Genomic DNA, 12,793 nt, shown 5'->3' with positions numbered 1-12,793 from the left:
TGTAGGCGTCTTTGCCTGAGGGTCTCACTTTCGGAGTACATCTTTTTCATCTTATTGGACTTGTGTAGCTATTATAGTTCCTTTTAATGTTTTTTTTCGGAAGTGGGGCGCTTTTCCTGCATTTCTTTAAAAAACTTTAGACCCAACACTGTTATCCCATAGTTTAGAAGCGGCCCATTGATTGAAATTCGGGTGTTTGAAACATGGATGTTTCAATCAAGCCCCCATGGACGGGTTTATTGGGCGGCATCCCGAGCGACCGGAATTTCAAGCAGTGGGCTGCAACCCCGCGTAAGGTCTGAGATATTTATGGGACAGCAGTGTTAGACCCAAGCCTTTTTTATTATGTTCTGATAAACTTAGCCTGTTTTTATATACAGTAGGCTTTACAGATGAATTCACTGCAACTTGATTTGCTTAATGCTGAGCAAAAAGCAGCGGTTACTAGCGACTCTCGACATCTTTTGGTTCTTGCCGGTGCCGGATCAGGTAAAACTCGGGTACTTACCCACCGCATTGGTTGGCTTGTCGCGGCAGGCTTGGCATCGCCATTTAGTGTATTAGCGGTCACGTTTACCAATAAGGCGGCCCGAGAAATGAAAGGTCGTATCGAAGAACTGCTAGAGACGCCCTCTTATGGCTTATGGGTCGGCACTTTCCATGGCCTTGCCCATCGCTTACTCAAAGCCCACTGGCAGCAAGCGAATTTACCGCAAAACTTTACCGTGATGGATTCCGATGACCAGCTGCGGTTGGTTAAGCGAATCATGGCTGAAATGAACATTGCCGATGATCGAATACAGCCAAAGCAAGCGCAATGGTTTATTAATGGTCAAAAAGACGAAGGCAGACGTGCCGAATATGTACAAACCCAAGGCGATTGGTATCAAGAAACGCTCCGAGATATCTATCTTCGTTATGAAGAGCTTTGCCAGCAAGGGGGCTTAGTTGATTTTGGTGAGCTGTTGTTGCGTGCTCATGAGTTATGGCTAAACCAACCCGACGTTTTGGCGCACTATCAAGATCGCTTTACCCATGTATTAGTCGATGAGTTTCAAGATATTAACGAAATTCAATACGCTTGGTTGCAAGTGTTAGTAGGCGAAAAGCTCAGTTTGACCATTGTAGGTGATGATGACCAATCTATTTACGGTTGGCGTGGCGCTAAAGTTGAAAACATCCAAAACTTTTCTCAAACTCAACATGATGTCGAAGTGGTTCGCTTAGAGCAAAACTATCGCTCAACTGCCAACATTCTAAACGCGGCTAACGCCGTGATAGAAAACAACAGCGGCCGGCTAGGTAAAAAGCTATGGACGGAAGGCGATGATGGTCAGCCCATACGCCTGTACGCAGGCTTTAACGAGCAAGATGAAGCACGCTTTATTGCCGATGAAATGAAACGCCTAATTGATGGCTCAACCAACCCAAGTGAAATCGCATTATTGTATCGTTCAAACGCACAATCGCGAGTGCTTGAAGAGGCTCTAATACAAGTGCAAGTGCCATATCGTATATACGGTGGCGTGCGTTTCTATGAGCGCATGGAAATTCGCAACGCCGTGGCCTATTTGCGTTTAGTCGTTAATCGCTTAGACGATGCCTCCATGGAGCGGATTATAAATGTGCCGCCTCGTGGTATTGGTAACAAAACCATTGAAACTCTACGGTTATTTGCACGTGATCAAGGCTGCTCATTGTGGCAGGCCGCCGAGCTGGCATTAGATAATGGAGTGTTCACGGCACGAGCTGGCAATGCGCTAAAAAACTTTTTGCAATTAATCGCTGATATTGAAACCGAAGTTCAAGAGCAAGACGACTTAGGCGATATTGTTAAATTTGTTAACAATGCATCAGGCATGATCGAATATCATGAAAAAGAAAAAGGTGAAAAAGGCCGAACTCGAATTGAAAACCTAAACGAACTAATAACCGCAGCACAAAGCTTTACCACTGAAATAGATGTAGATACCACAGCTGAGATGCTCGCACAGTTTTTAGGTGAAGCCTCGTTAGATGCCGGAGATGGACAAGCCGATGAGTTCGAAGACAGCGTAAACCTAATGACCTTGCACAGTGCGAAAGGTTTGGAGTTCGACCATGTATTTTTAGCCGGTATGGAAGAAAACTTATTCCCGCATAAAATGTCTATGGATGACATAGGCGGCATTCAAGAAGAGCGCCGTCTGGCTTATGTGGGAATTACCCGTGCCAAGTGTGAGTTAACGCTTACTTATGCTGAAAGTCGCCGACTATACGGTAGTGAAACCTTTAACAGTCTGTCGCGCTTTGTTCGTGAAATACCTGATGAATTTTTAAGTGAAGTCAGATTGCGATCGCAAGTGTCGCGACCCGTTAATTTTGGTTTGCAACAAAACATGGCGGTTGAAGATGCTGGCTTATCTATGGGACAGCGAGTTGAGCACACCATGTTTGGTGAAGGCACCATTATTAATGCAGAAGGCGGTGGCGCTCAAACTAGGGTAACGGTCGCGTTTGATGAAGGAAAAGAGCGGGTATTAATGCTCCAATACGCCAATTTAATTCCACTCTAGAAATTGATCAGCATGCCGATTCAATCGTTTGCTGCCGAGCAAGGGAGTGCGCCTAAAATATTAGTTTTAGGCTCCATACCTGGTATAGCGTCGCTCAACGCGCAGCAGTATTACGCTCACCCGCGGAATGCATTTTGGCTTATTATGAGTAGCTACTTTGGTTTTGATGTGGACGCACCTTATTTACAAAGGTTAGAGAGTTTGTTGGGCAACAATGTTGCATTGTGGGATGTACTTGGCCAGGCCGAACGAAAAGGCAGCTTGGACAGTGCAATTGTAAGTTCGAGCCAAGTTGTGAACTCAATTGATAAATTTGCACAGGCGTATCCATCGCTTAAAGCCATATTTTTGAATGGCGGGAAAGCGACTACAAGTTTTAAAAAAGTATTTTCTTCTTCAAGCGCCTTTGACGGCATAGAGGTTGTATCGTTGCCGTCAACGAGCCCTGCTTATGCCGCTATGAAACCAGAAATAAAAATGCAAATTTGGCATCAAGCGCTGTCAAAATTCGTCTAAATAAATTAACGCTCTTGCTTGGCTAGTATGCGGTCTTTCGCTAAACGCATTTTGACTCCCCAGCGCAATGCAGGGTTCGGCGGTAGCCAATTTGGCTTTGGTCGTTGCATAATTTGTTGAATATCTGCTGAGTCTTCACCTGTGGCTAAGAATGCAAGCTGCTCGCCAAAGTGAGTCGCTAGCCCAATTCCGCCGCCATTGTAGCAACCGGCGGCCCAACTATTCTTAGATAACTGTGTGAAAATATTAGCGGAATTTCCGCTGACGCATGTGACTCCTGCCCAGCTGTGTTCGATGATATCTTTCGGTAGTGAAGGGAATCGGCTAATCAAGCCTTGCTGATGAGTGCTGACCCTTTTTTGAATGTCTCTTGCAGTTAAATTAATCCCATACACGGCTTCAGCCGTATTTCGAATCATAATGCGTTTATCGGCAGTCAGGCGCACTGTCGCCCCCATCGCTTGAGCTGATAATAAACCCCAAGGGTCCGGTGCTCCCAATTCAGAATACTCACTCTCTGTGAGCTGTCGAGTTAAGCTGGCGGTAAGTGAAAGCGGAAATGCTCTATCTTTTTGTATACTTAGGGAAGGTAAGAAACCATTGGTGCACATTAATAATTTATGGCTCTTCACTTGGCCGTTAGTCGTTGTAACAGTGACAATCGTATCGTTATGTTGAATATGACGAACCGGGCTGTTTTCAAAAAGAGTGACATTGCTTGGCAATGCCGTAATCATAGCGCGCGCGAGTTTAGCGGGCTGAAGCATCACACCGCCTTGGGTGTGTACGGCCATGCGATAAAAATTTGTGCCCAAACGGCGAGCTAAGTCATCTCCTTCGACAACTGTACTGGAAATACCGCAGTCAGAGAGTGTTTGATGAAATTGAGAGAGTTTTGTTTTGTTTTTTTCGAGAGCGGTTGCATGGAATTTACCAGTCTCTTGCCAATCACAATCAACGTTATATTCTGAAACAAATTTTTTAACTTGTTTTAGCGCTTTCAGATTAAGATCATATTTTTGTTGGTACTGGTTTAAATCGTCAGCAGAAAGGTGCCCATCGTTTAACGTAGAATCAACTAGATAGCCTGAGTTGCGTGCACTGGCTCCTTCAGCAGCTTGCTGTGCTTCGAGTACAATAATATGGTCGTTAGGTCTTAGTTTCGCTAGTTGTCGAGCCGCTGATAAACCGGTGTAACCGGCGCCGATGATAAGCCAATCACAGCTAATAGATTTATCTAACCTTGCAAAGGCCGTGCGTGGTTCAATAATATTTAACCAGCCGCAGCCAGAGTCGTTAATGGGTAAGATCATCGTTTAAGGCTCAACTAACGTTATTTTTAATTTAGTTGATCTTGGCAGGCTTTTCAGAATTGATCAAGTAACTCATGAAGTGGTTATCCCATCGGACTTTTGATGAAATTAACCGGCCTTGCATATAAAGTCTGCCGGTACCCGCGCCAGCAACGAGCCCTTGGTTGGTATTGGCCAAAGCGCAAACATCTGCACTCATGAAGCTCTTTTGTTGTGTTAAGGTGTTGCTATCAAACCAACCCAGCCAATGTGACCTTGGACTTGAAGCAACGACATTGTTTTCGACGCATATAATACTGCCGATATAGCCGTTGACTTGAGACCATAGTGCAGGCTCAGTTTCAAATGGTAATAGCTGTTTATTTCTTAAGGCATAAAGAAGTGGCGGAGAATCATTAGGGTCTAATTGAAACTGGCCGGCAATAAACACTTGGTTCTGATCATCTATAGCTAGATGTCGTAAGCTGACACTAGCAAAAGGCGCTGGGTGTTCTTCGATAATATCGAGTTGTGTCGTTAAACGCAGCAAGAAAGATTCTAAAGTTTGCTTGTTGGTAACGTCTCTACCTTGTGTCTTTAAGCCACCAACAGCTACCCATATTTCAGAATTGGCTGATATTATTTCGTGCGGGCCAAAATATTCAAAGTGCTTTATCGTCGTAAGTTCCAATAAAGAATCGTGAAGTGAATAGACTAATAAACACATTTTAGAACTAACACGATCACTCGCGGTGACAATAAGTTTATCGCCAACCCAACAGGCGTGGCCGTTTAACTTTAGGTTTGCATCTACGGTTAACTCTTGCAGAGCAACGCCGGTCACTGGATCAAATAAAATAATATAGCGATCGGGTCTGCGGGCAATGACAGCGGCAATGGGTTTGTTATCATGACAGCAGACGTCATGACCTCTACTGGGCAATAATAGTTGCCAGTTCAAACGCCCATCTAAGTCTATTGAACTCACTGTAAAGTGCTGTTCATCGAGTCGGCTGGTGCCAATAATATGCTCTGAATTAGCCGTTGGTAAATTAGCCAGCGACTTAGGAAGAAAAAGGTTTGCCAGTGTGAGTGCTGATACGTTACCTAGAAACTTACGTCGGTTAATCGCCATCGAAGTTGTTAAACCCCAAGTAAACATCTAATGAAGGGGCTAACACTTGTTCAACGTAGCTTGCTAACGCAACCAGCTTTGCATCATATTCCACTAGGCTCTCTAACTCTAAAGGCTCAGAGCGTTCGAGTACGGCTTGCAATAGCTTGCGGGCATCAACGAGTTCTTTGCTATTGGTTTCTAGGGTTAAGGATAGTTCAATAACTTGACTCGCTAATGCTTGTGTGATTAACCAGCCTGATTCAGAGCGCCATGCAGGAGCAAGAAACCAATTTGCTTTGTTAGGGTTAGATAGCACCTCTTTAAGTTGACTGTGCGATAACAAAATACTGGCATGTAACGCGGTCACTTTTTCAAAGGTAGCAAACTCATAGTACTGTTGTAAGCTAACAATCTTATCTGCAGTCAGGACCTGCTGTCGCGCAATAAGCGTTAACCAATCGCAATATTCATCTGAGTGTGTCTGAGTAATTAAATATTCAATGGCAGACAAGCTAAGAACTGAAGCTGGTAGTGTTTCGGGTGCATGCTGGTCTGGTGTTTTCTGTACGGCTGTCTCGACTTGGTTTTTTAGTCGGTCTTTAGAGTCTGGCCAAAAAATAACTTTGTGATCGAGTTGCATAAATTCAACAGCGGGTAAGCCTAAGCCTTTTACCATGAACCACTTCTGCGCCGATTCTTGCCAAAGTTTCACTTCCTCAAAATCGCCTTTAGTTCGGCAGCTGTGCTCCAAAGAATCTCGTAGCGCCTCAACAGAGGATGCATATTCAGTCATGACTTTCAGGTCGTAGCGTTTTGGTTGCGCTTCACTCACAGCCATAGCAAGCAGCATCATAACGCCGATGGTTTTGATGATGTATTTTCCAGTTAATTTTTTAGAATGTTGCATAATAGGAAACCTTAGAGTGAATTTACAAAAGCAATGATTGCTTCACGTTGGCGTTTTATCAGATTTACAAAGCGCAGTCGAATTGTTTCTGCCTCGCCGCCGTGCCACAAAATAGCTTCTTCGACACTTTGAGCGCGACCGTCGTGCAGCAATGCAACTTGCTCGCTCACTTCTAATGCATAGCCTGTACCCCAAAGCGGCGGGGTTCGCCATTCTTGCCCATTCGCTAAAAATTCCTCACGATTGTCAGCCAAATTCGGCCCCATATCATGTAGCAATAAATCGCTAAACGGATGAAAAGTTTGTTCAGACAGGGCGGGTAAGTCACTCAGTTTAGGTGTTGTGAATTTTGCTGTATGGCAATTGACACAGCCAATGTCGGTAAACAATTGCTCACCTGCAATGACGATTGGGTTTGAATGATCACGTTGTTTGGGTACTGCTATGTGACGTGTATAAAAGGTCACCGCGGCAAGAACATCGGTTTGTAATTCCTTTTCATCTCCCGTATCGCCATTGGGGGCGACAAGGCATTTTGTCTGAGCATCGGTGCACTGATCGGTCGGAAAGAGGCCGCTGGTAATACCTAAATCACCGTTAAAAGCGCTGGCATTTTGTTGTTGCAAACTCGGCAGACCGGCTTTCCAACCAAAGCGGCCTAGTTTTGTTGTTTGTGAGCTGACATCCCAAACCCAATTGGCCTTGCCTGAAATACCATCTTCATTTAAATCATCTTCATCTGCGTTAGCAAGAATATCTTGCTCGGCAATTTGTTCCAACAGCCCTAAGCCGATCATTTGTGGTGCGATGCGTGCCGATTGTTGCGTCTGCGGTTGCAGTGCGCGATAAGCTAATGCGCTGAGTTCAAAGTCAGGTTTGCGCAGCGTTACTTTGTTGCCATCGGGGTATTCGAAAATTTCCTGAGTCCAAGTAACCTTAATTTTGCCTTCAGCAGCCATTGAAGGTACCGCGCCATCTTGAAATTGATCGCCATAGGTAGGTTCACCTATGGGTCCAAATCGATGCTGATGTGCTTTTTGCTCATCGGTGATTGGTGGAATAGAAAGGCGAATTAACATTGACGTTGCTGAGTCTTCGGCATTAATTGGCGCATGACCACGACCGTCTCGAAAATGACAACTCTCACAACTGTTTGCGTTAAACAATGGGCCGAGTCCATCACGAGCCGTGGTTGAGCTGGGGGCAATGACCCAAGGGTTACGAAAGAAGGAGTTGCCGACGCTAAAGTCTACTTTATCGATTAACGGTAAGTTAGGTGCGGGTTGGCTAAATGCCGTACGACCAGATTGCTTCGTGGTCGTCTGGCCGCCGGTTAAGGGCAGTTGTGCGAAAACAGCGACTGAATAAACAGCCGCTGTTAACAGTAAACCCGATGGTTTTAAAAGATGTTTGTTAAAATTCATGTCCAGCGTCGTCAGGAGATAATTGCGACAACTCTAATGCTTGAGCCATGTTCTCGATTACCTGTGTCTGATTGACTAGATCACCAATAACCGTTGTGAGCAGTGCTTTGCCTTGACTATTACCAGGGGCAATAAGTTGATCAAAGGCAACGCCTTGCTCAGCACTTTTTACGACTTGAGTTAAGCTCATCTGAGTTTTGCCAAAAGCTGCATCAGCGTCGCTAACCAATTGGTAGTTACCTTGGCTAGCAAAGTAGTCGCGCAAGCTCGGTACCGAAAGTGATTGACCGTTGGCACTTTCGTAACGGCCATAAAACACATTGGCGATGCCCTGGGCGTTATAATAATGTGAGTTGTGGGTGTTATCTGAAAAACAATCGTGCTCATCTTCAGTTGAGTTTGCCGTTAACGCAACTTTTATACGTTCTCCAGCGAGTTCGCCTAACGATAATGAGCCCATGCCAAACAACATTTTATTCAATGCTTCTTTAGATTCGAGAGCGACAAGCTCAGCACGGTAGTTGTCTTCACCGGGTGTCCATTGGCCAACCATATACTCCAAGTCATCAATGAGTAGGTCGCTGGCAGCGAGTAAGTACTTACCTCGGCGCTTGCAGTTACCGTCACTGCATTGGTCGCCTTTCGCGTAATCTGTCCATGGACGATTGCCCGCTCCGGCTTCATGACCATTCAGGTCTTGGCCCCACAACAAAAACTCAATAGCGTGATAGCCAGTCGCGACATTCGCTTCAGAACCGCCGAATTCGTTCAGATTTGCTAACGTTTTTGCCGATAAGCGAGAAACCTTAAGATCGCCAACTTTTTTATTGGCAATGATATTTGCCGTGCTACCTTCATTGCCTAGCTCATGCTCGTAACTATCAGAGTTGACATAATCAATTAAACCTTCATCAAGAGGCCAAGCGTTAAGTTGACCTTCCCAGTCATCAACGATGCTGTTACCAAAGCGAAATACTTCTGATTGCTGATAAGAAGGTCGCGCTGCAATCCACGCAGTTTTGGCGTTGTTCAAAGTTTGCTGCGAAGGGTCTTTTACTAAGGCTTCTAACTGGCTATGCAATGCGAGTGCTGTTGCATGTGCATCGGTGTACGTTGTTAGGGCTAAATCGGCATATCCGTTGACGACTTGAGGAGTGGTTATATCTGCTTGGGCGAGCCCGCATATAAGCAGCGGGGTGATCAAAAGTTTTTTCATACGCTCTCTCTATTGATAATGGTTATCATTTGTGGAGGGTATTAAATATTAATTGAGAATGATTATCAATAGTTGCTGGTAAGTTTCTTGTTTTTATTTGTGGCTCTGTGCGCTGGTAGCTTCAAGGGCTTGCTTATTGAACGCCTATTGGCTGCTAACTATGGTGGGCTCTGCTACTATGCCTGTAAATATCAATAGTAAAGGACAGTACCTGTGGATCGGTTTCAAGCCGTAGTTTTCGATATGGATGGTTTGTTATTGGACAGTGAAAGGCTTGCACTGGTAAGTTTTGAAGCTGCCTGTACCCATTTTCAACTGCCCGATAGCCCCGATGTATTCCAAAAACTCATCGGAGCCAATGCTCAACTCGCCAAGGTAGTTTTACGCGAGGGTTTTGCGGGGCAGATAGAGCCTGAAGTTTTCGATGAAGTGTGGCAAAAGCGTTATCTCGAATTGGTCACTGAGCGTCCGATACCGCTCATGCCTGGTGTTGAGAACCTACTGGCAACTTTGAAACAAATGAACATGCCGATGGCAGTCGCGACATCTTCAAAGACGGCAGGTGCAATCTATAAGCTAACAGCTGCTGGCATATACGATTATTTTCAAATACTTGTCGGTGGAGATCAGGTCGAAAATAGTAAGCCGAAACCCGATATATTTTTGCGAGCAGCGCATAAGCTGAACTTTGAGTCCAAACACTGTTTAGCTTTTGAAGACTCTGAAAACGGGGTAAAGGCGGCCCATGCTGCAGGTATGACGGTTGTTCAAATACCCGATTTAATTCAACCCAGTGATGACTTGCTGGCGCTGGGTCATATCGTCCTCAATAGAATCGATGAGGTAATTGGCTATAAGTTTTAGCAAGAAGCGCATTGAAACATTTTGAGTGAGCCGTTAATTTCTACTGTTTTGCGCAAAAATACTCGACCTTTGAATTGTGACGCCTCACACTGTGGGGCTAATTTTGTAAATGAAGACGGCAACATGACTGACGCGACCAATTTTGAGCATTTAGAGAATCTTGATTCTCAAGAGCGCTATGACTACCTAGTTGAAACCGCTGTTGAGCAACAACAAGTTTGGATTTTATCCGACAGCCAAGGTTTTGTGTTACTAAACAGCGATGACGGTGATTGCTTGCCCATTTGGCCACATAAAGAGACTGCTCAAAAGTGGGTGAATGGTGATTGGAAAAATTGTACGCCAGAAGCAATTGCATTAGACGTTTGGCAGTCGCGTTGGACGCAAGGTCTAACCGAAGACAACTTGGTATTGGCTGCTTTTCCAAACTCAGAAGAAGAAGCTTTGGTGCTAGACCCTAGTGAATTTGACGAAGACTTAACAGAAGCCATGTCAGTTTAGGGTGGCTTCGGTAGCGTTGAAGCACTAAAGTTAATTGCAATCATCAGATAAGGGCGCCCAATGCCCTTGTCTCTTCCTTCCCTGCATGACGCCATATTCAGGCCATTTCCCAACGCCGTACACAATAACTGACAAATCAAATTTCACGCTGAATTGACGTTAACGTAAAGCTGATTTAGCCTAGCGAACATAACAAAAATATTGTCGATAAGACGTCTAGGTCAGAGTTAAACAATATTCGCTCAATAATTATCGTGAGTACAAATTCTGATCTATGCTCAGCTTGTCGTATTAAAAGGGGCTTACCGTGTTCGAATTGAATGACACCCAGCGCATGATGCGAGATGCAGCTAAAGATTTTGCTCAAAACGTTTTAAAACCCCAAAGCGCAGGCTGGGATCAAAGCAGTATCATTCCCACCGAGGCTATCCGCAGTCTCGGCGAAATGGGCTTTTACGGTATGTTAGTGCCCGAAAGTATGGGGGGCAGCGACGCCGGATATCTATCACTAGCGCTTGTGGTTGAAGAAATTGCCAAAGGTGATGGTGCCTTATCGACGATTACCTCGGTGATGAACTCAGTTGTTTGTGGTCCTATTTGTGCGTTTGGGACCAAGCAGCAGCAGTCAGATTGGCTTGAAGACCTAGCGACAGGCGTAAAGTTAGGTGCTTTTTGCTTAACTGAACCACAAGCCGGTTCAGATGCCGCAGCTTTAACCACTCGTGCCAGCAAAAATGACCAAGGTTGGATTTTGTCGGGTACCAAACAATTTATTACCAACGGCTCCATATGTGACGTCGCTATTGTGTTTGCGGTCACTGACCCTGCATTAGGTAAAAAAGGCATGAGCGCCTTTTTAGTCCCGGCCAATGCAGAAGGTTTTCAAGTAACCAATATTGAAAAGAAAATGGGTCAGCGCGCCTCAGATACCGCACAGCTGCACTTTGCGGATGTACAGCTGCCCGAAAATGCCTTATTGGGCAAGGTCGGCCAGGGCTATGCGATCGCACTGGCCAACTTAGAAGGAGGACGAATCGGGATAGCGGCACAGTGTGTTGGTATGGCACAGGCCGCGTTTGATATTGCAGCTCAATATGCGCAAGAACGACAGAGCTTTGATAAGGCATTAATGGAGCATCAAGCCGTGGCGTTTCGCTTAGCCGATATGGAAACGCAAATAGAAGCTGCTCGCCAGCTAGTGTGGCTAGCTGCGCGTAAAAAAGATCAGGCCGAGCCAGCATTGCGAGAAGCGGCCATGGCTAAATTATTTGCCAGTGAAATGGCCGAAAAAGTGGTATCTGAAGCCATGCAGGTTTTGGGTGGCTACGGCTACCTAAATGATTTTCCAATTGAACAAATATATCGCGATGTTCGAGTCGCCAAAATATACGAAGGCACCAGTGATATACAAAAAATGATCATTGCACGCGATATAGAAAAACGTTATAGCTGATCAAATTTAGATGACAGGCTTGGCCGTAAACTAATCCATCATAAGCAGGTAAAAGTAAAACGTTATGAGTTTAAAGACCGAGCAAAATAACCAAGTGTTAACCTTAACCTTGAGTCGCCCAGAGGTTTCAAATGCATTTAATTCGGAACTTATTGAGCAACTAAATGAAAGTGTGCTTATGGCGCATAACTCAGATGACTTGCGGGCAGTGGTATTGCGTGGTGAAGGCAAAAACTTTAGTGCCGGCGCAGACCTCAGCTGGATGCTCAGCATGAAAGATTTATCCACAGATGACAACGTAAAAGATGCAAAAGACTTGGCGAGTCTTATGTACAATGTGGCTCATTGCCGAAAGCCGGTTATTGCCGTGGTCCAAGGTGCGGTTATGGGGGGCGGTGTGGGCTTAGCCGCTTGTGCCGATATCGTCATCGCCGAAGAGAAGGCATTTTTTGCACTGTCAGAAACTCGCCTTGGTTTAAGCCCAGCAACCATATCACCCTTTGTCGTCAATGCGATGGGCGCAAGGCAAGCTAATCGTTACATGTTAACAGGCGAAAGGTTCAGCGCCGCCAAAGCAATGGCATTAGGTTTAGTTCATGAAGTTGCGAGCCAAGCAGAGCTAAATTCGCAGCTAGAGAGCATTGTGACTCATCTCTTGCAAGGTGGCCCGGCCTCGCATCGAAAAATTAAAAAACTGATCCGTGATGTAAATGCGCGGCCTGTAGATGAAGAACTGATGGATAACCTTGCTTGGCGAATTGCTAACCAACGGGTATCCGAAGAAGGTCAAGAAGGGTTGTCGGCTTTTCTTGAGAAACGTTCGCCAAACTGGCGAAGTGAAATGTAAGCCATTGACTGAGTAGACTACGCTCAGAGTGATGACATAAAAAACTAAAGACATGATAAAAATAAAAAATAATAAAGAGAGTTCGTTTCGTAAGAGGTTGT

General features: G+C 45.2%; 11 protein-coding genes. 6 read left to right on the top strand and 5 right to left on the bottom strand.

What is annotated here, in order from left to right; translation table 11 throughout:
• The first annotated feature begins 392 nt into the window (after positions 1 to 392).
• Entirely contained in the window at positions 393 to 2,555 is a 2,163-nt protein-coding gene (uvrD, locus tag ACI882_RS03865; RefSeq protein ID WP_411744171.1) for a DNA helicase II, read from the top strand.
• Positions 2,556 to 2,567: 12 nt separating this feature from the next.
• Positions 2,568 to 3,071, top strand: a complete 504-nt coding sequence (locus ACI882_RS03860) for a DNA-deoxyinosine glycosylase (RefSeq protein WP_411744170.1) — start codon at positions 2,568 to 2,570, stop codon at positions 3,069 to 3,071.
• A gap of 5 nt (positions 3,072 to 3,076) precedes the next feature.
• On the opposite strand, the gene ACI882_RS03855 is transcribed toward ACI882_RS03860, so the two are convergent.
• Genes ACI882_RS03855 through ACI882_RS03835 form a run of 5 tightly spaced genes read right to left on the bottom strand, consistent with a single transcriptional unit; the run spans position 3,077 to position 9,027 of the window.
• Positions 3,077 to 4,384: an NAD(P)/FAD-dependent oxidoreductase gene (locus ACI882_RS03855; RefSeq protein ID WP_411744169.1), complete on the bottom strand. Its 1,308-nt coding sequence runs from the start codon at positions 4,382 to 4,384 to the stop codon at positions 3,077 to 3,079.
• Positions 4,385 to 4,415: 31 nt separating this feature from the next.
• The gene (locus ACI882_RS03850; RefSeq protein ID WP_411744168.1) at positions 4,416 to 5,498 is read right to left on the bottom strand and encodes a DUF1513 domain-containing protein; all 1,083 of its coding nucleotides are present in this window, start codon (positions 5,496 to 5,498) and stop codon (positions 4,416 to 4,418) included.
• Positions 5,488 to 6,387 (bottom strand): imelysin family protein, encoded by a 900-nt coding sequence (locus ACI882_RS03845; RefSeq protein ID WP_411744167.1) that lies wholly within the window; start codon positions 6,385 to 6,387, stop codon positions 5,488 to 5,490. The genes ACI882_RS03850 and ACI882_RS03845 overlap by 11 nt, the downstream gene beginning before the upstream one ends.
• 11 nt (positions 6,388 to 6,398) lie before the next feature.
• A complete protein-coding gene (locus ACI882_RS03840) occupies positions 6,399 to 7,811 on the bottom strand; it encodes a di-heme oxidoredictase family protein (RefSeq protein ID WP_411746319.1) in 1,413 nt (470 codons plus the stop codon).
• Entirely contained in the window at positions 7,801 to 9,027 is a 1,227-nt protein-coding gene (locus ACI882_RS03835; RefSeq protein ID WP_411744529.1) for an imelysin family protein, read from the bottom strand. Before ACI882_RS03835 ends, ACI882_RS03840 begins: the two co-directional genes overlap by 11 nt.
• A 213-nt stretch (positions 9,028 to 9,240) precedes the next feature.
• Between ACI882_RS03835 and ACI882_RS03830 the strand changes: the two genes are divergently transcribed.
• The 4 genes from ACI882_RS03830 (at position 9,241) to ACI882_RS03815 (ending at position 12,692) form a co-directional block, all read left to right on the top strand.
• On the top strand, positions 9,241 to 9,891 hold the full coding sequence (locus tag ACI882_RS03830; RefSeq protein ID WP_411744528.1) for an HAD family hydrolase: 651 nt from the start codon (positions 9,241 to 9,243) through the stop codon (positions 9,889 to 9,891).
• Positions 9,892 to 10,014: 123 nt separating this feature from the next.
• Positions 10,015 to 10,392 (top strand): DUF2750 domain-containing protein, encoded by a 378-nt coding sequence (locus ACI882_RS03825; protein WP_411744527.1) that lies wholly within the window; start codon positions 10,015 to 10,017, stop codon positions 10,390 to 10,392.
• Between the two features lie 307 nt (positions 10,393 to 10,699).
• The gene (locus ACI882_RS03820; protein WP_411744526.1) at positions 10,700 to 11,845 is read left to right on the top strand and encodes an acyl-CoA dehydrogenase family protein; all 1,146 of its coding nucleotides are present in this window, start codon (positions 10,700 to 10,702) and stop codon (positions 11,843 to 11,845) included.
• 64 nt (positions 11,846 to 11,909) lie between these two features.
• Entirely contained in the window at positions 11,910 to 12,692 is a 783-nt protein-coding gene (locus ACI882_RS03815) for an enoyl-CoA hydratase/isomerase family protein (RefSeq protein WP_411744525.1), read from the top strand.
• The last annotated feature ends 101 nt before the right edge of the window (positions 12,693 to 12,793 follow it).

Origin of the sequence: Reinekea sp. (assembly GCF_046710285.1) — a bacterium.
In the GTDB taxonomy this organism is placed as follows: domain Bacteria; phylum Pseudomonadota; class Gammaproteobacteria; order Pseudomonadales; family Natronospirillaceae; genus Reinekea.
The sequence above is the reverse complement of the archived record's forward strand: the minus strand, read 5'-3'. Positions and strand labels throughout refer to the sequence as shown.